The sequence below is a fragment of the Alteromonas sp. CI.11.F.A3 genome (genome assembly GCF_032925565.1).
In the GTDB taxonomy this organism is placed as follows: Bacteria; Pseudomonadota; Gammaproteobacteria; order Enterobacterales; family Alteromonadaceae; genus Alteromonas.
The window spans coordinates 4,035,435-4,053,288 of the sequence record NZ_CP136708.1 but is presented as its reverse complement, the minus strand read 5'-3'; the positions used below and the strand labels follow the sequence as shown (position 1 = coordinate 4,053,288).

Here is a 17,854-nt window from a genome sequence, read left to right as displayed (position 1 = left end):
CAAAGCCATGTTTTATGGCCGTGCCTAAAGTAAAGTGACGTAATTGGTGAGATAAAAATGAATTTTCTAAAAAAAATGCCCATCGCAACAAAGATTTTTCTGATACCGGGAATTGCTGCATTAAGCTTTATTATTTACCTCTTAATTACTGTTTACGTTGCATTGAATAATGGCGACACCCTCGAGAAAGTTGAGAAGGTTCAGTTCCCCGCACTTCAATTGTCTGCCTCTACATTAGTCGATATGCAAAAAGTGAGGGACACGCTAAGCAGTGCAGTAACCACTGGCGACCAAGATACGTTAAGTGCTGCAAGTGAGTTGGCTACAGATGCTAAAGCTGGGCTAGATGAGATCAAAGCGATTAGTCCTGAGTTCGGTCCTGCAATATCAAAGATTTCTCAGGGATTCGATGATTACTTCGAGGTAGCTTTCGGTGTTTCACAATCTATGGTTGATGGTACTGCTGATTTTAGCCGTTTAGGGCAGCTATCGGCTCAAATGAATGGTTCATACGACGCCGTTATTGCTTCTATGACGAATTTTAGAGACGAGCAACAAGCCGCTTTTGTTGCCTCGTTTGAAAGAACCAACGCCGCGAATACCTCGCTTATTAGTACCGGTGTGGTAATGACCATTGTCGTTACTTTATTATTGTTTGCTACTGCTGTGCCCATCGTTCGTGGCATTAAGCAAAGCATTGATGACGTAGTGCGCTCGCTTAAAGATATTGCTCAAGAAAATGGCGATTTAACCGTTCGCATCGCAACGAAAAGTGAAGATGAAATTGGCGAGTTGGTTTATTGGTTCAACCAGTTTATGGATAAACTGCAAGGCGTTGTGAAAGATGTGGTTGAGGCAAGTTTGCCGTTATCAAACTTAGCGCAAAACCTTCGCGGTCTTACAGAAGAAACCCAACGTACTATAGATATTCAACAACAGTCAGCACAAAACGCCAAACTCGCGGTTGATACAATGAGTGGCTCGGTAGACGGTGTAGCACACAGTGCAGCACAAGCAGCAGGTGATGCTAACGAAGCCACCAGCGCTGCTGGCGAAGGTCGTCAAATCGTACAACAAACCGTTTCTAGTATTCAGCAGTTAGCTGAAAACGTGCGTGAAACCGCTGATGTGATTGGTCGTTTGGAATCAGATTCGAACAAAGTTGGCTCGGTACTCGACGTTATTAAGGGTATTGCTGAGCAAACTAACTTACTTGCGCTTAATGCCGCTATTGAAGCTGCTAGAGCCGGCGAACAAGGGCGTGGTTTCGCCGTTGTTGCTGATGAAGTACGTACACTAGCATCACGTACTCAACAATCGACTGAGGAAATTCAAAGCACTATTGAACAACTACAAAGTGCAGCGCATTCAGCGGTAGAAGTGATGTCTCGAGGTACCGAGCAAGCAACGAATAGTGTTGAAACGGCTAATAAAGCGGGTGTTAGTTTAGAAACGATCACCAGCACCATTGGTCGCATTAACCAAATGAACGAACAGATTGCACACAACACTGAAGATCAACGTTCAGTGGCGGTAGACATTGTGAAGCACGTTGAAGAAATTCATCAACGTACAGAGCAAACCTCTACTCGCTCAGGCGAATTAGGTGTTATGTGTAATGAACTTGCGGATTTAGCACAGCATCTAGAATTGATAGCGAAACAGTTCCGAGTATAATCGCTAACCCAATATTAAAAACGCCCTCACCATTGAGGGCGTTTTTGTATCTGGCATTAAGTAGGTAACGCGCAATGCAAGTTGCGAAGCGGTTGCTAATTACCTCTGTAAAACCATCACTACCGAAAAACTATATCGCAGTAAAACTATACCGGATTAAAGCTATACCGCTGCATATAGAACTCACTTATTGTGGCAAGTGACCATTTTTATGCCACAGCTTAACGCGGCTTTTGCCAGTTGAAAGTGAATGACTAAATCCCGAGGGGAAACGCAGCCAGCTTCCCGCAGGGTAGTGTTTCTTCTCATAGATACATGTTCCCTCTACCACAAAGTACTCTGCGCCACCTTCGTATAAACAGGGCGTAAGAGAGGTATTGGCAGGTACAAACTGCATACAAACGATTTCCTTACCATATTGATGCAAAAGCTGCGTATTACATTCTGCCGTTTGGGTCATATTGGCGTTAATGCGGTTAGCACAGGTGACTGAATCGACAACGCTGGCGGCTGTATTAATGATACTGGGCGTTTTATCATCTTTATCGAATTGGTGCAGCTTAACCAGTATTACCGCGCCTTCAGCGCCAATTGCTGGGCTATGAGAGGTGCCAACAGGGTTTCGTAGATAAGTGCCTTTGGGGTATTTACCATGCTCATCTCCAAACACGCCATCAAGTACCAGAATTTCTTCTCCACCATCGTGTGCATGTTCTGGGAAGTGCGAATTGGGTGCGTATCTAACAATAGTGGTGGCCCTTGCGACTTCATTGCCAATACGATCTAGCATCATCCGCTCTACACCTTTTGCTGGTGAGGGAAGCCACTGGTAATCTGCTGGGTGAACAAACACAGGTTGAGAAAAATCAGCGTTATAGCGCATATGACCTCTGCCATTGTTATATTTAAGAATGTTAGGCTTTCATCCACGCTAAGTATTAAGCAAAGCTTAGCGCTAACTCAATATAAAAAAATCCCCTGACGAAGCAGGGGATTTTTAAATTTTTATTACTTTTTTGCGAGTATTCTACTCGTCTAAGAAGCTTCGTAGCTGCTCAGAGCGGCTAGGATGACGTAGCTTACGCAATGCCTTCGCTTCAATCTGACGAATACGCTCACGGGTAACGTCAAACTGCTTACCCACTTCTTCAAGTGTGTGGTCAGTATTCATGTCGATACCGAAACGCATACGAAGTACTTTCGCTTCACGTGCTGTAAGCCCTGCCAACACTTCTTGTGTTGCGTCTTTAAGGCTACCGCCGGTCGCAGAATCGAGGGGCTGAATAATGGTGCTGTCCTCGATAAAATCGCCTAGGTGCGAATCTTCATCATCGCCAATTGGCGTTTCCATTGAGATTGGCTCTTTAGCAATTTTCAACACTTTACGAATTTTGTCTTCTGGCATAAGCATGCGTTCAGACAATTCTTCAGGTGTTGGCTCACGACCCATTTCTTGCAACATTTGACGAGAAATACGATTAAGTTTGTTAATCGTTTCTATCATGTGTACAGGAATACGGATAGTACGCGCTTGGTCGGCAATAGAACGAGTAATTGCCTGACGAATCCACCACGTAGCATAAGTTGAAAACTTATAACCACGGCGATATTCAAACTTATCTACCGCCTTCATCAGGCCGATGTTACCTTCCTGAATAAGGTCAAGGAATTGCAAACCACGGTTAGTGTATTTCTTAGCAATTGAAATAACCAAACGTAAGTTAGCTTCAACCATCTCTTTCTTCGCACGGCGAGCTTTTGCTTCACCAATTGACATACGACGGTTGATGTCTTTGATATCAGCAATAACCAAACCAGTTTCTTGTTCAACCTGGTTCATTTTGCTAATACAGCGTTCAATTTCTTCTTTATTTACGGCTAATGCATCAGAGTACGCAGCGTTAGCTTTAATCGCTTTTGTTAACCAAGCAGAAGACGTTTCGTTTCCTGCAAATGCCTTGATGAAATCTTTCTTAGGCATTTTGGCGTTAACAACACAGAACTTCATAACAAGACGTTCTTGGATACGCACTTTGTCCATCATCGAACGCATGTTTTTAACCATACGATCAAATTGCTTAGGCACTAGACGGAATTCTTTGAAGACTTCACTCAATGCATTGATTTGCTCACGAGCGGCAGCATGAGAGCGACCTTTCTTCTCGATGACATCACGTGCTTTGATGTACTGATCACGAAGGGCGCCAAACTTAGCGCGTGCTAGTTCAGGATCTACACCGCCTTCATCTTCATCTTCTTCATCATCATCATCGTCTTCATCTTCCAGTTCTTCTTCTGAAAGTTCAGAGCCGATATGCGTGGCCGTAGGAGCAAGATCTTGATCATCATTCGGGTCAACAAAACCAGAAATAATGTCGCTGATGCGAATTTCTTCTGCTTCGTACAAGTCCCACTGATCGAGCAAATAGGTGATGGCTTCAGGATATTCAGCAACAGAGCACTGAACCTGATTGATTCCATCTTCTATACGCTTGGCTATTTCAATTTCGCCTTCACGAGTAAGAAGCTCAACCGTACCCATTTCACGCATATACATACGCACAGGGTCGGTGGTACGCCCAATTTCGCTTTCTACTGTAGCAAGCGCCTGAGCAGCAGCTTCAGCTGCGTCTTCATCGGCGGTTGCTTCTTGCATGAGAAGTTCATCTGAATCTGGTGCAGATTCAGAAACTTGAATTCCCATGTCGTTGATCATGCGGATAATATCTTCAATTTGATCAGAATCGACAATATCTTGCGGCAGGTGGTCGTTAACTTCTGCAAAGGTTAAGTAACCTTGCTCTTTACCTTTTGCAATCAGGAGTTTAATCTGAGACTGCTTGCTTTGCGCCATATAACCTACACTTCTCACATTCAATTAGTTTGCAATAGAAATACCCATACCAAAGAGGTATGTACATTATTTCTCTGTAGTACTACTGTTGTATCAATGCCGCTTCCGCTCGGTGTCACGTCATATTAAACGGTGCACACCTGCCCGGGTTTGGTTCTGCCCGTTTTGTTCGGCTTTATAATTGCTACTGACATTGCTGCAAATTTGTTCACATTTATGCTTATAAGCTTGCGTGCAGCGAATTAACCAGTATAGCAGAATTACTAATGGTTTTACCAGATTGACGGCTGTTTTTTTAGCCAGTTATTAGCCTAGACCTTGTGGTCAGCTTTTCTGGCGCTCCTTCATTAACAAGTTCAGTTCCTCTTTTTCCACTTGAGTTAGTGGCTGAACCCGAGAGCGGGAAATTAAAGTTTCAACGCGGCTATCGAAATGCCAATCGAGTAATCGAGCAAAACTGTCGCTATAAACACGTTCAGCTTCCTCGTCTTTAACAAGATGTTCTTGTAACAATAATTTCGCGATAGTAGAAGAATGGGGATGATTGCGGAAGTTTTCAACTAGCTGCGCGGTGGTTGCTTGAGGATTTTGTGCACAATAACGATGAATATCCAATAAAAGGTCCATTCCGGTGGCATCACTCCCTTCAAATACAGAAGGTTGCACGTCATCACAGCGTGTGGCTAGCGAAGGGGAATCTAGCAGTAATCGAATCAGCATGCGTAGCGGTGACAAGCGGGCTTTTCCTACCAGGTTTCTATTCGCTGAATAAGCGGGCTTGCTACTGGCGTGATTCGCTTTAGATATATCTTGCTGTAACTTAAATCTATCGTATTCACCGGTATGTTTAGCAAGCTCTTCTAATAACATCTGCTTTTGGTCGTCACCCTGTACACTTTCAATTAATGGCATGGCGGCTTTGCGAAGCGCTATCTTGCCTTCCGGTGTACCCACTTTATGAGTTTTCAATTGGTTTTCGAAAAAGAAGCGTGACAATGGCATGGCATTATCAAGCATTTCCATAAAGGCATCTTTGCCAATTTTTCTTACCATAGTATCTGGGTCTTCGCCGTCAGGTAAGAATAAGAAAGACAGTCTGACGCCGTCTTTTAACGCGGGCAGGGCATTTTCCAACGCGCGCCATGCTGCTTCTCGACCTGCACGGTCGCCATCGTAACAGCAAACAATATGCGGCGTTGCTCGCACTAACATTTGCATATGTTCAGCCGTGGTAGCGGTTCCAAGTGCAGCCGTTGCTTGGTTAATACCAAACTGACTTAATGCCACTACATCCATATAACCTTCAACAATGAGTACTGCATCGAGTTGACGGTTTTGTTGACGAGCTTGGTAAAAACCAAATAGCTCACTGCCTTTATGGAAAATACGGGTTTCAGGGGAGTTTAAGTATTTTGGGCCGCCGTCTTCTAATACACGGCCACCGAAACCGACTACGCGGCCTCGCTTGTCCCTGATAGGGAACATGATTCGGTCGCGGAAGAAGTCGTAACGTCTGCCTTGGTCGTTTTGATTAACCAGTTTTAAGTCGATAAGCTGCTTTACACGGGCTTGGTCTTTGCCAAAGGTTTTTAGCAGGGCGTCCCAACTGTCTGGCGCATAGCCAATTTCCCATTGCTTAACGATATCGCCGCTAAGCCCTCGGCTTTTCAAATAATCTATGGCTTTTCCGCTATTTTCATTTTGCTTTAGTTGGTGTTGAAAAAAGCGAACAACGTGTTCCATTAGTGAATAGTCGTCTTGCAGCTGTTGCTTTTTCTCTTCGCTAACAACAGGCAAGTGGCCTTTCTCTCTCGGTACTTCTAATCCATAGAGTTTGGCGAGTTCTTCAATGGCTTCAACAAATTCAAGCCGGTCGAATTCCATCAAAAAGGAAATAGCGTTGCCGTGCGCACCACAACCAAAGCAATGATAGAACTGCTTTTCTTGGCTTACGGTAAAAGAAGGGCTTTTCTCATTATGAAAAGGGCAGCAAGCTTGATAATTTTTGCCCGCTTTTTTTAACTTCACTCTACTATCAACAATGTCTACAACATCGGTGCGTGAGAGAATATCATCAATAAAATCGCGAGGTATTTTTCCGGCCATGGGGAGACACTAATGCTTATAACGGTAATTAGGGTAGCACAAAAAAGTACTTTAACAGGGAAGGTAAATAATGAAAACGCCAGGTTTGCGATTACACAAACCCGGCTAATTCTATTTCTACCGCTATATCTTTGACGATATTTAGGCGTTCAAACGGGCTTTTATTTTAGCGCTTAGTGCGCCCATATCGGTACGGCCTTGCACTTGTGGTTTTAGGCTACCCATTACTTTACCCATGTCTTGCATACCTTGAGCACCGGTGCTTACCATTGCTTCATCAATTAAGGCGGCAAGTTCGTCTTCGGTTAAAGGCTGAGGAAGAAAACCTTCCAACACAACAATCTCTTCACGCTCTTTACTGGCCAAATCATCACGGTCAGCGGCATCAAACTGAGAGGCGGCATCTTGACGTTGTTTAACCATCTTGGTTAATACTGCAAGAATATCGCTATCACCTAAGGTGATTTGCTCGTCAATTTCACGTTGTTTAATGGCTGCAATTGCCATACGAATGGTGCCTAGACGTAATTTCGCTTTAGCGCGCATTGCATCTTTTTGTGCAGATTTTAAATCGTCTATTAAAGCCATGATGCTCCCAAATTAAGTAAAGTTTCAAAAAAGAAGGAAAGTCATTATAAAGATATAAAGAAGAAAGATATAAATAAAAAAGAGATTCTATACAGGCATACCCGATAAAAGGCACGCACTATAAATAATGACGTAAGTCCGCAACGTATTGAAAACGAGCTTTAACACGCATTATTGATATTCCACGATGCATTACAAGTTATTCGACAATTGTAACAACTAGCACGAGCGAAACAGTTTTTGTACCCCAGAAACGCGAAAGGTGCTGCAAATGCAACACCTTTCAGACTCGTAAGTTAACCCTGTATTAGTAGAGTTTTACGCGACGTGCGTTTTCACGAGCTAATTTCTTTAGATGACGCTTTTTGGCAGCGGCTTTCTTACGCTTGCGTTCCCAAGTAGGCTTTTCGAAGAACTCACGACGACGAACTTCAGACAATACGCCTGCTTTCTCACAAGAACGCTTAAAACGACGCAGCGCTACATCAAACGGCTCGTTTTCTCTAACTTTAACGATAGGCATTTAAACACTCACCTCAAAACTTTTGCTGTATAATTCCGGGAAATTGAGCGCTAAAAAGGCCACCCGGGTTAAAAATGGTGCGAAATTCTAATCATTTCCGAACAGAAAGTAAAGACTGAATTGCCAAAAAATAGGCAATATTGCGCAAATAAACGAAGCACCATTCCAAGATATGCGGAATAAAGGTAAACTCTGCGCCCTCTGAGACAAGGTAATACCTTTTATCTGTCTACGTGAGAAGAAGAATTCAGCGCGATCCCGCATTGGTTGAGTGGATCATATCACAGATCGCAGATGATCAAACAGGTCAGGTACTGATCTATTGTAATAAACTTTGTTATTAAAGACGTAAAAGTAAGGTTTGGCTCAATGCAAATATTAGGAATAGTATGCGTATATTAGGAATAGAAACTTCTTGTGATGAAACGGGTATTGCCGTTTATGACGACACTGCGGGGTTATTGTCACACGAATTATATAGCCAAGTTAAATTACACGCCGATTACGGCGGTGTAGTGCCTGAACTTGCGTCACGAGATCATGTTCGAAAAATTATTCCCCTTATCGAAAAAGCGCTTAGTGATGCTAACACCCAACCTAGTGAATTAGACGGCGTAGCCTTTACCCAAGGTCCAGGCCTTGTTGGTGCCTTATTAGTCGGTTCATCAGTGGGCCGTTCTTTAGCGTATGCGTGGGGTGTACCTGCGGTAGGTGTGCATCATATGGAAGGGCATTTACTTGCCCCCATGCTAGAAGATAACGCACCTGAATTTCCCTTTATTGCATTGTTAGTATCGGGCGGCCATTCTATGTTGGTAAAAGTAGAAGGTATAGGCAGCTACGAAGTACTTGGCGAGTCGATAGATGATGCTGCCGGCGAAGCCTTCGATAAAACCGCTAAGCTTCTGGGGCTTGATTATCCTGGTGGGCCTTTATTAGCTAAATTGGCTGAAAAAGGTGAGCCAGGCCACTACAAATTCCCACGTCCTATGACAGATCGCCCTGGTTTAGATTTTAGCTTTAGCGGTTTAAAAACGTTTGCAGCCAATACTATTCGTGCTGCGGATGACGACGAACAAACCAAAGCAAATATTGCTTATGCATTTCAAGAAGCGGTTATCGACACGTTAATCATTAAATGTAAGCGAGCGCTTAAACAAACTGGGATGAAGCGCCTTGTCATTGCTGGAGGCGTAAGTGCGAACACCATGCTGCGCTCACAAATGAAAACCTTGATGGACGATTTACGTGGGGAAGTGTTCTACCCGAACTTGGCATACTGTACCGACAACGGTGCCATGATTGCCTATGCAGGTATGCAGCGTTTAAAAGCAGGTGAAATATTAGGGCTTTCTTCACAAGCCAAACCTCGCTGGCCACTCGATATGTTAGCGCCTGTATAATAAAGCTATCGTGGGGCAGGGTTATCATGCTAACTAAAAAGTATGTATTTAGCTTGTAGGACAACCATTATGTTTGAAAAGATTCAACCTTGGCGATTCATTCAATTTTACGTAAAGCTATCCATTGCTAGTGTTTTATCGCTAGTAGCTTTATATGCCAACGCCCAAAGTCATAACGATATCACGTTAGACCCCATTACCAATTTACCGGTCCAGCACGAAAAAAATCATGTCGTACTCATCTCATTAGATGGGTTTAGGCATGATTACATTGAACTTCACGATGCAAAAAATCTCGCCCGTATTGCTAAAGCGGGTGTGCGATCAACATCATTAACGCCAGTTTATCCTGCGAATACATTCCCTAACCATATTTCGATTATAACGGGGCTGTTACCCATAAACCACGGTATTATTGATAACCGGTTCTATGCTAAGTCGCGGCCTGATAGTGCGGGGGGATATGCTAAATATTCGATGGGTAAAGCTAAGCAAGATAGTAGTTGGATTACGGCATTGCCCCTTTGGCATTTAGCTGAATTTCAGGGACATAAAGCAGCGACCTTTTTCTGGCCTGAATCTGACGCCAGAATAGCCGGCGCTCTTCCTACCTATCTTTACCATTATTCAAAATATGCGGACTACCAACAGCGGATTGATCAAATTGTTCAATGGCTACGTTTACCTGAAGCATCACGCCCACTCTTTGTTGCAGGCTATTTTTCGCTAACCGATACGGTGGGTCACGACGAAGGGCCTACGTCGTCAAAAACAAAAGAAGCCGTAGCTGAGGTTGATGAGTTAATTGGCCAACTGTATGACCGTCTGAACACGCTGCCCATAAAGGTAGATTTAGTGATAGTGTCTGATCACGGAATGACAACATTAAAAGACAGTCATAACGTTATGGTGGAATCTCTAGATATTCCGGATTATTTTACCATTAATAATAGTGGTGCTCTGGTTCGATTATATGCACATTCTGAGGTGTCGCCCGAGCTAATTGCAGATGAGGCATCACGGCTTAATGCGGTCGCAAACGGCCAATTTAATGTGTTAACCACTGCTGAGCGTAATAAAAGGCAAATACCGTACAACGAGCGCACTGGCGACATTATTATTGAAATTTCGCCTCCAGGTCGTTTTAGAAGTGAAGAGGACATCCATGTTAGTAAAGGTGGGCATGGATACTTAAATACGCTTCCAGATATGGGAGGGTTATTTGTTGCATCTGGCCCCTCATTTGAAGAAGGTAAGACAGTGCCTGCGTTTAGCAATTTGGAAATATACCCAGCGTTGGCGGAAATTATGGGGCTGGAATTACTGACAACTATTGATGGCGAAATTGACGTATTAAGGCAAGGTTTACGATAAATCATCAATAGCGTTTGTTAGGCCAACAGGATGATAGTAGTTACTCTTTGGTGTTGCCCTTGTCCCAAATTTTACCTTCAGAACGGCTCATCAATCGGGCGATATTTTCCCGGTGCCGTAAGATGATAAGTAAAGACAGCATGAGTACCGGAACGGTATAAAGTGGCTTTATTAACCACGTAAACAGCGGCGCTAGGCTGACTGCAACCAATGCGCCGAGTGACGAGTAGCCGGTAAGAAACACCACAATAACCCAGCTTAGAATAAGTAGCCCTGCCAAATCTAACCCAATAGGTAACATGGAACCAAATGCCGTTGCTACTGCTTTGCCCCCTTTAAAGCCAAAATATAAAGGGAAAATATGGCCTAAACATGCGGCAATAGCGATAAGACCTAAAAGCACGGGTTCCAAGCCTAGAAAGTAGCTTGAGTAAACCGGAATAGTGCCTTTCAAAATATCCATTACCAACACCAGCAAAGCCGGAATTCTGCCACCAATTCGATATACATTGGTGGCGCCGGGGTTCTTAGAGCCTGCAGTACGGGGATCGGGGAGAGAAAATGCTTTGCAGATAACTACCGCGCTCGATAAAGAGCCAAACAAATAGGCTACACAAATCATTAATAGGGCTAACGGTATCATTATTGCTGCTTTAACCTGCTGCTTTGTACACTAAACGTATATCTACACTAATAATATGAGGCGAATGCTATTGTGCGTGTTGCCCCCACTTGCAGTACAACGGTATAGTTGTGCCACCATCGCTCTAAGGCGAATAACGTAAAGCGTAAAGCTACTCCATTCAAAAGTGATATACCACCTTTTGAGAAGAAGTTAACGTGGTAGTAAGACCAGTATGGTCATAAGAATGAAAAGGTTTATGGGAAAAATATATATAACAGGGCTAGCTGTCGATACCCTCATTGGTGTGTATGATTGGGAGCGCGAGCGTGTAACCACGCTGTTGCTCGATGTTGAACTCGACGCTGACCTAGATGCTGCAATGCAGTCGGATAATGTTGATGACACCATTAACTACGCCGACGTGGCTGATTGCATTACTGAGGTAGGGAAAAACAGTCGCTTTATGCTGCTAGAAGCATTTGGCGGTGCTGTAATGAAGCAAGTACTTGCCACCTTTGGGGCTCATGCTATTCGCCTGAAAATTGTGAAGCCGAATATTCTTCCTAATGCACAAACGGTGGCAGTGGCTATGTATCAGGAAAAGTCCTAGTGGGGCGTCATACGATTTTAATTAGTGTGGGTTCTAATATCGACAAAGAACACTACATACGAGAAAGTATTAAAGCGCTTAAACAGAATTTCGATGACGTTAGCTACTCTTCGGTATATGAGAGTGAGTCAGTCGGCTTCGATGGCAGTGCTTTTTATAATTTAGTCGCGAAAGCCGAGACTTCTATGAGTATCATTGAAGTGCGAGATACCTTTCGTCAGATTGAAAGCGACAATGGCCGTAAACACGGGGAAAAGAAATTTTGTTCCCGTACACTAGATTTAGATTTACTCACATACGACGACCAAGTTACCCATGAACCCGTCGTATTGCCTCGGGAAGAGATTCTGTATAACGCCTTTGTACTATGGCCGTTAGCTGAATTGGTTCCCAATGATATTCACCCTGTTGAAGGCAAAACCTACGAGGCGCTTTGGCAGGCTTTCGATAAAGAAACACAAGCACTCTCGCCCATCAATTTTACTTGGAGCTAAGCAACGGAATGACACTGTTCGAAATAATCATATTGGCCATTATTCAGGGCGTTACCGAGTTTTTACCTATCAGCAGTTCTGGGCACCTATTATTGCCCGCAGAACTATTTGGCTGGGTAAGTCAGGGGTTAGCGTTTGATGTTGCTGTTCACGTGGGAAGTTTACTGGCGGTAATGATTTATTTTCGCCAAGAAATCGTACAAATGACAGTGGCGTGGGTTACCAAGGGATTCACAAAAGAGCAAAACACTGACAGTAAGTTGGCCTGGTATGTGATTATCGCCACTATACCTGCTGTAATTATTGGTTTTGTCATGAAAGACTGGATAGAGCTTAACGCCAGGACTGCCCTTGTTATCGCCGCTACCACCATTATTTTTGGCCTAGCCCTATGGTATGCCGACGCCACCGCGAAACGCACTCAAGAATTAACATCGCTTAACTGGAAACAAGCATTGTTGATTGGTTTAGCGCAAGTACTGGCGCTAATCCCTGGTACTTCTCGCTCGGGTATTACCATGACAGCAGGTTTGATGCTGGGCTTAAATAGAGAGAGCTGTGCGCGCTTTTCGTTTTTACTGTCTATCCCTGTTATTTTGGGCGCCGGTTTGCTCGCCACTCTTGATTTATTACAAGCTAACGAAGCAGTTGATTGGTCTGCGTTGCTTTATGGCGCTGCGTTCTCATTTGTGAGTGCTTACTTATGTATTTACCTCTTCCTTAGCTGGATATCGCGAATTGGTATGCTTCCATTTGTGATTTATCGCTTACTGTTAGGCGTCATTTTGCTTTGGTTCGTTTTCGCATAAGCTTTTCCCCAAGCTGTTAGCATAGGGTTCATAATACTGTGTTGGCGTAACACAAAGGAGCGATTTTCCTTTTCGGACGTCGCCTTTTTTGACGTATTCAGCAACGCAGTATGGTTACAATAATTGATGCAGGGAGTACGCAATGTTAGACACTATTTTTACGAAGATTATCAATAAAGAAATTCCAGCAGATATCCTTTATGAAGATGATATCTCGTTGGCGTTCAGGGACATTAACCCGCAAGCGCCGGTGCATTTTTTAGTGATCCCGAAAAAAGCAATTCCTACTATCAATGACATCACAAAAGAAGATAGAGAGTTGGTGGGGCATTTATCTTATATTGCTGCGAAGGTAGCCGCTGAATTAGGTGTGGATGAGCAGGGTTACCGCACGGTAATGAACTGTAATGAGTTTGGTGGGCAAACGGTGTACCACATACACTTGCATGTACTAGCCGGTAAAATCATGGGCTGGCCGCCATATACCGATAACGCTAAGCGTTTAGAATAGCTTTTAAACGCATAGCGATAAGTTTAATAGCCGGCTAGTTGCTTAACACAGGCAACTAACCGGCTTAGTCTTTACTAAACCACTTATAGAAAGGAAGTGGTTAGTTCAAACCAAGTACCTTTTTGCCTTGTTCGAAGTGAATATCCACAGGAATATTTGCCGCTTCTAAGCGTGCTAAATCTGCCGCTAGCTGTGGTTTAATTACGCCCATACTGTCGACAAGTTCTGCAACACCGTCGTAATCGCCATCACCTTGCAAGGTTAATATAAGCTCTGATAACGCGGCTACTGCTGCGCCCATTTTCTCAACATTAACGCGATAAACACCGTCTTCGGTTTGCTCAAAAGCGCCTTCTTGTGCAAAGAAATTAAAGCGGATCATATTCGCTTTTCCGTGTGCACTAGACGCCCCAAAACGTACTGAGCGAAAAATTCCAGCCATAAAGGTCACATAGTAATCTTCAAGTGTACCTTCTGAAATTTCACCTTTTTCTAGCAAGCTTTGAATCATGTAAAGACCTAAAATGTCAGCTTTACCTTCTTCTAATGCAGAGGCGTGCTCTTTCAATGAACCTCTTACCGTATTGCTGCCATCAAGGGTGTTTTTTATCCCTAAGCCATGCGCCACTTCGTGAAACATAGTGTTAGCAAAAAACGCATCAAACGTAATATGAGCGCGTTGCTCAGGTGCAATTAGCATGTCTGCAATGGGAATAAGAATATTGTCGAACTTGGCACGCATAGCGTTTTTCAGTTGCAAGCGACGGGTGCCTTTTTCAAGCTGTACACGCTCATCGTTAGGCAAGTTAATCGCAATGGTTTTACTGCCAGCGTTTGAATGACCCGCGTAATACACTACATCATAGGCGTTTAAGTCGGCATCGGAGCCTGGTACTTCTGCTTTGTACTGGGCAGGTACAGGTAAACCTTGTTGTAACTCTGGAAGAAATGCTGCGTATTTTGCGAGCTTTTCACTCCAAGCTAAATCTTTTACCAGAACGTAGGCTTCAAAGGCGGCGCGATAACCAAATAGCTGGTCTTCATAGCTTTCAATTGGCCCAATTACCAACTCTACAGGGTTGGTCTTCATGTCCATCCATGCCATGTCAGACGCTAAGTAATCGTCGGTAAGTAATGCTTGTGCACGAAGGGTTAAGTAGGCTTTAAAGCTTGAGTTTTCTGCCAGTTCAGCCGCTTCTTTTAGAATTTTGGATGCTGCAGTTAATTCACTTTTGTACGCCTCAGAGTAGGGTACAGAGTAAAGGTTGCCAGCTTCATCTTGCTTCACTAACGAGTATAAGCCTTGTTTGCCTTCAAACGTAGCGGTGGCGAAGTCGGCCTTTGTCATGTTGTGAGGATAAAACTCTGCACCTAGGGCTTTTTCTTCATAGCCTGAAAGAAAAGGGCTATCGCCGTTCAATCTGTCCCATGGGCCGTAGTTGATTGAAGCAAAGTGTTTTACATCGTCGCTTTTAATATTATTTAGAAACTCACTTTTATCGCCGAAAAAGGCTTGTTTCCAAAATAAGTCATCCATTATCTTTGATGCATCAATAAGCAAACCAATCATCTTTTGTTGGTTGTCGCTTAAGTGGGATAAATCGCTTGTGAGTTCAACGGGATGATAAATAGATAGCCGAGACTCATTCACAAGAAGGGCACTATCGGGTGATGCAGTTTGCGGAGCCTCTACAGAAGGATTTGTTTTTGATACTGTCTCTTCTGGCGCCTTAGAGCAGGCGCTCATAAATAAACTTGTGGCAACAGCCACTGCAAGAGTAGAGTAATGTTTGCGCGGAAATTTCATCATAAAGGTTTCTGTTCTACATTTATTGGCAGGATAAGAATATACAATAAAGTAACACGTTAGCGAGCGGCGTTTTGATGTGTATCAAGGTTTCATGTAAAGGCATATGTACTACACTGTTCATAACGCGTAATAATGCATATTCAATGTTGAGTTAGTAAAAGGTTCAATATTATTCGAGCTCAATAACGGTTATAACATAAGGGGAATGTGATTTCCTGCTATCATAAAGCTATGCTTTTCATATGTGTAGCGTATAGTGGAATAGTAAGTCTCTGAGCAACTGCAACTTGGTCATTTACTCGCAAACAAGGATTACAGTGTAACCGCGGGTATCTTAAATTCATTGCCTTTTAGTGGCTATTTGAAACATATCTAAGGGTAGGTATATGTCTACACAAAATGCGCTCTCAACAATTCTTGTTGAAAAAATAACAAACGACACACTCGTACTTCCTACATTACCGGCTATTGCTTTAAAAGTAAGAAAGTCAGCGGACGATCCTAATATCAACTTAAGTGCGATGGGTGATGTTATCGGACAAGACCCCTCACTAAGCGCAAGAATGATTAAAATTGCGAACAGTGCTTATATGGGTCGCAGTATCAAAGTAAATTCTATCAGCCAAGCGGTAACCCGCATTGGTTTACGCCAAATCAAAAATATTTCAACCGCGCTTGCCATGGAGCAGCTGTTCGTTTCTAAAAACGATGTAGTGAGTGCCTATCTACAAAAAGAGTGGGCGAATACGGTGAATATCGTGGCTAACTCAATGGCGGTAATGCAGCTTTATATCGCTCGCACGAAAAAGCGTGAAATGAGTATGGATATTATGACGCTAACAGCGTTAACCCATAACATTGGCGTATTACCTATTTTAACCGAAGCGGAAAGACACCCTGAAGTGTTTGCGAATCCAACCTTTTTAGAAGTGGCTATCGACAAGCTAGCGGGCCGAATTGGCGCTAGTATTATGCGAGAGTGGGGCTTTGGTGAAGAGTTTGTGAGTGTAGCCAAATGCTGGAAAGACTTAAGCTATATACCTGAACAGGTTACCTACATAGATTTCGTTCGTGTTGGTGCGGCCGTTTCTGGCGCAATGGATAGTCAAAAAGACGCAGTGTTGAACTTAGCCATACAGCGAGATGTGATTGATGATGTGGCGGTACTTCACTCAGATGAATTTGCCGACCTTGCCAGTGCCGCAAAGCAAATATTTGCCTAACACGTTGCGACTATAACGCTGGTAAGAACGATGACTTAAAGCCGAACTTATGTTCGGCTTTTTTGTTTATTACTTTCAACCAGCATTAACAATAAGCCGAGTAATAGGCCCCACACCGCTGAGGTGATAGATAGAAGACTGAAGCCTGACGCCGTACATAAAAAAGTGACTAAGGCAGCGTGACGGTATTTGTCGCTCTCTACGGTTTTGACTAGAGCGGCTTGCAAGGTAGCCAGCAGCGCAAGACCTGCCAGTAAATGCACCACAATCGTGGGCATTGAAACGAATAAAACCACCACAACAGAGGCGAGTAGCCCCATGAATAGGTAGCCAATACCGGCGGCAATGGCCGCTTTGTAGCGCTGACTTTTATCTTTATCTGCTTCTTCTCCCATGCACAAGGCCGCGGTTATTGCCGCAAGATTAAACGTGAACCCGCCAAACGGCGCCAGCACCCCCTGCAATATGGCAATGCCACTTAGCACTTTTTTATGGTCGGGGTGGTAACCATGGGCATGGTGTATCGCAATGCCGGGTAAATTCTGAGAAAGGGTAGTAATAATGTACAAAGGAATGGCAAGCCCAATGGCGGCGGTAACTGAAAACTCAGGGCTAACCCACACGGGCGTAGGTAGTGCGAGTGTTAAGGGAATTTCACCGTTTAAGTAGCTACTCGTGACGATAGAAACAGCCAGTAAACACAACATAAGGTAGCGAGGGAAAAATCGGCTTCCAGCAAGATAGATAGCCAGAAAACTGGCAACAATATAGGGATGTTGTTCTACATCAGTGAATATCGATATACAGATAGGCAATAGAATACCTGCCAGTAGCGCCGATGAGATACTAGTCGGAATACGGCTTATTTGATTGAGCAAACTGCGACTTTGCGCGGTAACCAGTGAAAGCACTGCGCAGATAATAAAGGCGCCGATACTCTCTGGGAGACTATACTGTTCCACGCTACCTAATAAAAAGGCCGCACCAGGGGTAGACCATGCAGTGACGACAGGCATTTTCATTAGCCAAGAATAGAAAATACAGGAAATGCCCATGCCTAGGCCTAAGGCGAGAAGCCAACTAATGACCATATCAGGGCTTGCTCCCGCTTTACGGGCAACATCAATAACAATAACAACGGCACTGCTATAGCCAACGGTGACTGCCGTTAATCCTGAAGAAATGTGGCTAATCTGCCATTTTGATTTCATCTTTGCCCCAACAATTTGAACCTATTTCTAAACTAC

General features: G+C 43.8%; 16 protein-coding genes. 8 read left to right on the top strand and 8 right to left on the bottom strand.

Annotated features, from left to right (window positions below; genetic code table 11):
- Positions 1–57 precede the first annotated feature (57 nt).
- Entirely contained in the window at positions 58–1,677 is a 1,620-nt protein-coding gene (locus R1T43_RS17420) for a methyl-accepting chemotaxis protein (RefSeq protein ID WP_317350579.1), read from the top strand.
- Positions 1,678–1,864: 187 nt separating this feature from the next.
- Here the strand turns inward: R1T43_RS17420 and R1T43_RS17415 are convergent, their stop codons facing one another.
- From R1T43_RS17415 to rpsU, 5 genes are all read right to left on the bottom strand, one after another.
- Positions 1,865–2,560, bottom strand: a complete 696-nt coding sequence (locus R1T43_RS17415) for a cupin domain-containing protein (RefSeq protein WP_317350577.1) — start codon at positions 2,558–2,560, stop codon at positions 1,865–1,867.
- Between the two features lie 144 nt (positions 2,561–2,704).
- The gene (gene rpoD, locus R1T43_RS17410; protein ID WP_013785437.1) at positions 2,705–4,531 is read right to left on the bottom strand and encodes an RNA polymerase sigma factor RpoD; all 1,827 of its coding nucleotides are present in this window, start codon (positions 4,529–4,531) and stop codon (positions 2,705–2,707) included.
- Positions 4,532–4,855: 324 nt separating this feature from the next.
- On the bottom strand, positions 4,856–6,637 hold the full coding sequence (gene dnaG / locus R1T43_RS17405; RefSeq protein WP_317350575.1) for a DNA primase: 1,782 nt from the start codon (positions 6,635–6,637) through the stop codon (positions 4,856–4,858).
- A gap of 141 nt (positions 6,638–6,778) precedes the next feature.
- Positions 6,779–7,225: a GatB/YqeY domain-containing protein gene (locus tag R1T43_RS17400; protein ID WP_062086005.1), complete on the bottom strand. Its 447-nt coding sequence runs from the start codon at positions 7,223–7,225 to the stop codon at positions 6,779–6,781.
- 307 nt (positions 7,226–7,532) lie between these two features.
- Positions 7,533–7,748 (bottom strand): 30S ribosomal protein S21, encoded by a 216-nt coding sequence (gene rpsU / locus R1T43_RS17395; RefSeq protein WP_012517258.1) that lies wholly within the window; start codon positions 7,746–7,748, stop codon positions 7,533–7,535.
- 389 nt (positions 7,749–8,137) lie between these two features.
- Here rpsU and tsaD point away from each other — a divergent pair, with 389 nt between their 5' ends.
- Both tsaD and R1T43_RS17385 read left to right on the top strand, forming a co-directional pair.
- Entirely contained in the window at positions 8,138–9,151 is a 1,014-nt protein-coding gene (gene tsaD / locus R1T43_RS17390) for a tRNA (adenosine(37)-N6)-threonylcarbamoyltransferase complex transferase subunit TsaD (RefSeq protein ID WP_317350546.1), read from the top strand.
- Between the two features lie 69 nt (positions 9,152–9,220).
- The gene (locus R1T43_RS17385) at positions 9,221–10,525 is read left to right on the top strand and encodes an ectonucleotide pyrophosphatase/phosphodiesterase (protein ID WP_317350545.1); all 1,305 of its coding nucleotides are present in this window, start codon (positions 9,221–9,223) and stop codon (positions 10,523–10,525) included.
- Between the two features lie 40 nt (positions 10,526–10,565).
- On the opposite strand, the gene plsY is transcribed toward R1T43_RS17385, so the two are convergent.
- Positions 10,566–11,168 (bottom strand): glycerol-3-phosphate 1-O-acyltransferase PlsY, encoded by a 603-nt coding sequence (plsY, locus tag R1T43_RS17380; RefSeq protein WP_211069897.1) that lies wholly within the window; start codon positions 11,166–11,168, stop codon positions 10,566–10,568.
- Positions 11,169–11,406: 238 nt separating this feature from the next.
- On the opposite strand from plsY, the gene folB reads away from it, so the two are divergent.
- The 4 genes from folB (at position 11,407) to R1T43_RS17360 (ending at position 13,574) form a co-directional block, all read left to right on the top strand.
- Complete coding sequence (gene folB, locus R1T43_RS17375; RefSeq protein WP_317350543.1) at positions 11,407–11,760, top strand: dihydroneopterin aldolase; 354 nt, start codon at positions 11,407–11,409, stop codon at positions 11,758–11,760.
- A complete protein-coding gene (gene folK, locus R1T43_RS17370) occupies positions 11,760–12,254 on the top strand; it encodes a 2-amino-4-hydroxy-6-hydroxymethyldihydropteridine diphosphokinase (RefSeq protein WP_317350541.1) in 495 nt (164 codons plus the stop codon). The genes folB and folK overlap by 1 nt, the downstream gene beginning before the upstream one ends.
- Before the next feature lie 8 nt (positions 12,255–12,262).
- Complete coding sequence (locus R1T43_RS17365; RefSeq protein ID WP_211069894.1) at positions 12,263–13,063, top strand: undecaprenyl-diphosphate phosphatase; 801 nt, start codon at positions 12,263–12,265, stop codon at positions 13,061–13,063.
- Between the two features lie 142 nt (positions 13,064–13,205).
- Positions 13,206–13,574 (top strand): histidine triad nucleotide-binding protein, encoded by a 369-nt coding sequence (locus tag R1T43_RS17360; RefSeq protein WP_211069893.1) that lies wholly within the window; start codon positions 13,206–13,208, stop codon positions 13,572–13,574.
- A 100-nt stretch (positions 13,575–13,674) separates the two neighbouring features.
- Here R1T43_RS17360 and R1T43_RS17355 read toward each other — a convergent pair whose 3' ends face one another.
- On the bottom strand, positions 13,675–15,381 hold the full coding sequence (locus R1T43_RS17355) for a dipeptidyl-peptidase 3 family protein (protein ID WP_317355903.1): 1,707 nt from the start codon (positions 15,379–15,381) through the stop codon (positions 13,675–13,677).
- A gap of 389 nt (positions 15,382–15,770) precedes the next feature.
- On the opposite strand from R1T43_RS17355, the gene R1T43_RS17350 reads away from it, so the two are divergent.
- Positions 15,771–16,607 (top strand): HDOD domain-containing protein, encoded by an 837-nt coding sequence (locus R1T43_RS17350; protein ID WP_211069892.1) that lies wholly within the window; start codon positions 15,771–15,773, stop codon positions 16,605–16,607.
- 47 nt (positions 16,608–16,654) lie between these two features.
- On the opposite strand, the gene R1T43_RS17345 is transcribed toward R1T43_RS17350, so the two are convergent.
- Positions 16,655–17,818 carry a benzoate/H(+) symporter BenE family transporter gene (locus R1T43_RS17345; RefSeq protein ID WP_317350536.1) on the bottom strand — a complete coding sequence of 388 codons (1,164 nt, stop codon included), beginning with the start codon at positions 17,816–17,818 and terminating at the stop codon, positions 16,655–16,657.
- Between the last annotated feature and the right edge of the window lie 36 nt (positions 17,819–17,854).

Coding starts and splice junctions, on each gene's coding strand:
- R1T43_RS17365 (WP_211069894.1), top strand. CDS start 12,263: ATGACACTGTTCGAAATAATCATATTGGCCATTATTCAGGGCGTTACC.
- R1T43_RS17360 (WP_211069893.1), top strand. CDS start 13,206: ATGTTAGACACTATTTTTACGAAGATTATCAATAAAGAAATTCCAGCA.
- dnaG (WP_317350575.1), bottom strand. CDS start 6,637: ATGGCCGGAAAAATACCTCGCGATTTTATTGATGATATTCTCTCACGC.
- R1T43_RS17355 (WP_317355903.1), bottom strand. CDS start 15,381: ATGAAATTTCCGCGCAAACATTACTCTACTCTTGCAGTGGCTGTTGCC.
- folB (WP_317350543.1), top strand. CDS start 11,407: ATGGGAAAAATATATATAACAGGGCTAGCTGTCGATACCCTCATTGGT.
- tsaD (WP_317350546.1), top strand. CDS start 8,138: ATGCGTATATTAGGAATAGAAACTTCTTGTGATGAAACGGGTATTGCC.
- R1T43_RS17420 (WP_317350579.1), top strand. CDS start 58: ATGAATTTTCTAAAAAAAATGCCCATCGCAACAAAGATTTTTCTGATA.
- rpsU (WP_012517258.1), bottom strand. CDS start 7,748: ATGCCTATCGTTAAAGTTAGAGAAAACGAGCCGTTTGATGTAGCGCTG.
- R1T43_RS17385 (WP_317350545.1), top strand. CDS start 9,221: ATGTTTGAAAAGATTCAACCTTGGCGATTCATTCAATTTTACGTAAAG.
- R1T43_RS17400 (WP_062086005.1), bottom strand. CDS start 7,225: ATGGCTTTAATAGACGATTTAAAATCTGCACAAAAAGATGCAATGCGC.
- rpoD (WP_013785437.1), bottom strand. CDS start 4,531: ATGGCGCAAAGCAAGCAGTCTCAGATTAAACTCCTGATTGCAAAAGGT.
- plsY (WP_211069897.1), bottom strand. CDS start 11,168: ATGATACCGTTAGCCCTATTAATGATTTGTGTAGCCTATTTGTTTGGC.
- R1T43_RS17345 (WP_317350536.1), bottom strand. CDS start 17,818: ATGAAATCAAAATGGCAGATTAGCCACATTTCTTCAGGATTAACGGCA.
- R1T43_RS17415 (WP_317350577.1), bottom strand. CDS start 2,560: ATGCGCTATAACGCTGATTTTTCTCAACCTGTGTTTGTTCACCCAGCA.
- R1T43_RS17350 (WP_211069892.1), top strand. CDS start 15,771: ATGTCTACACAAAATGCGCTCTCAACAATTCTTGTTGAAAAAATAACA.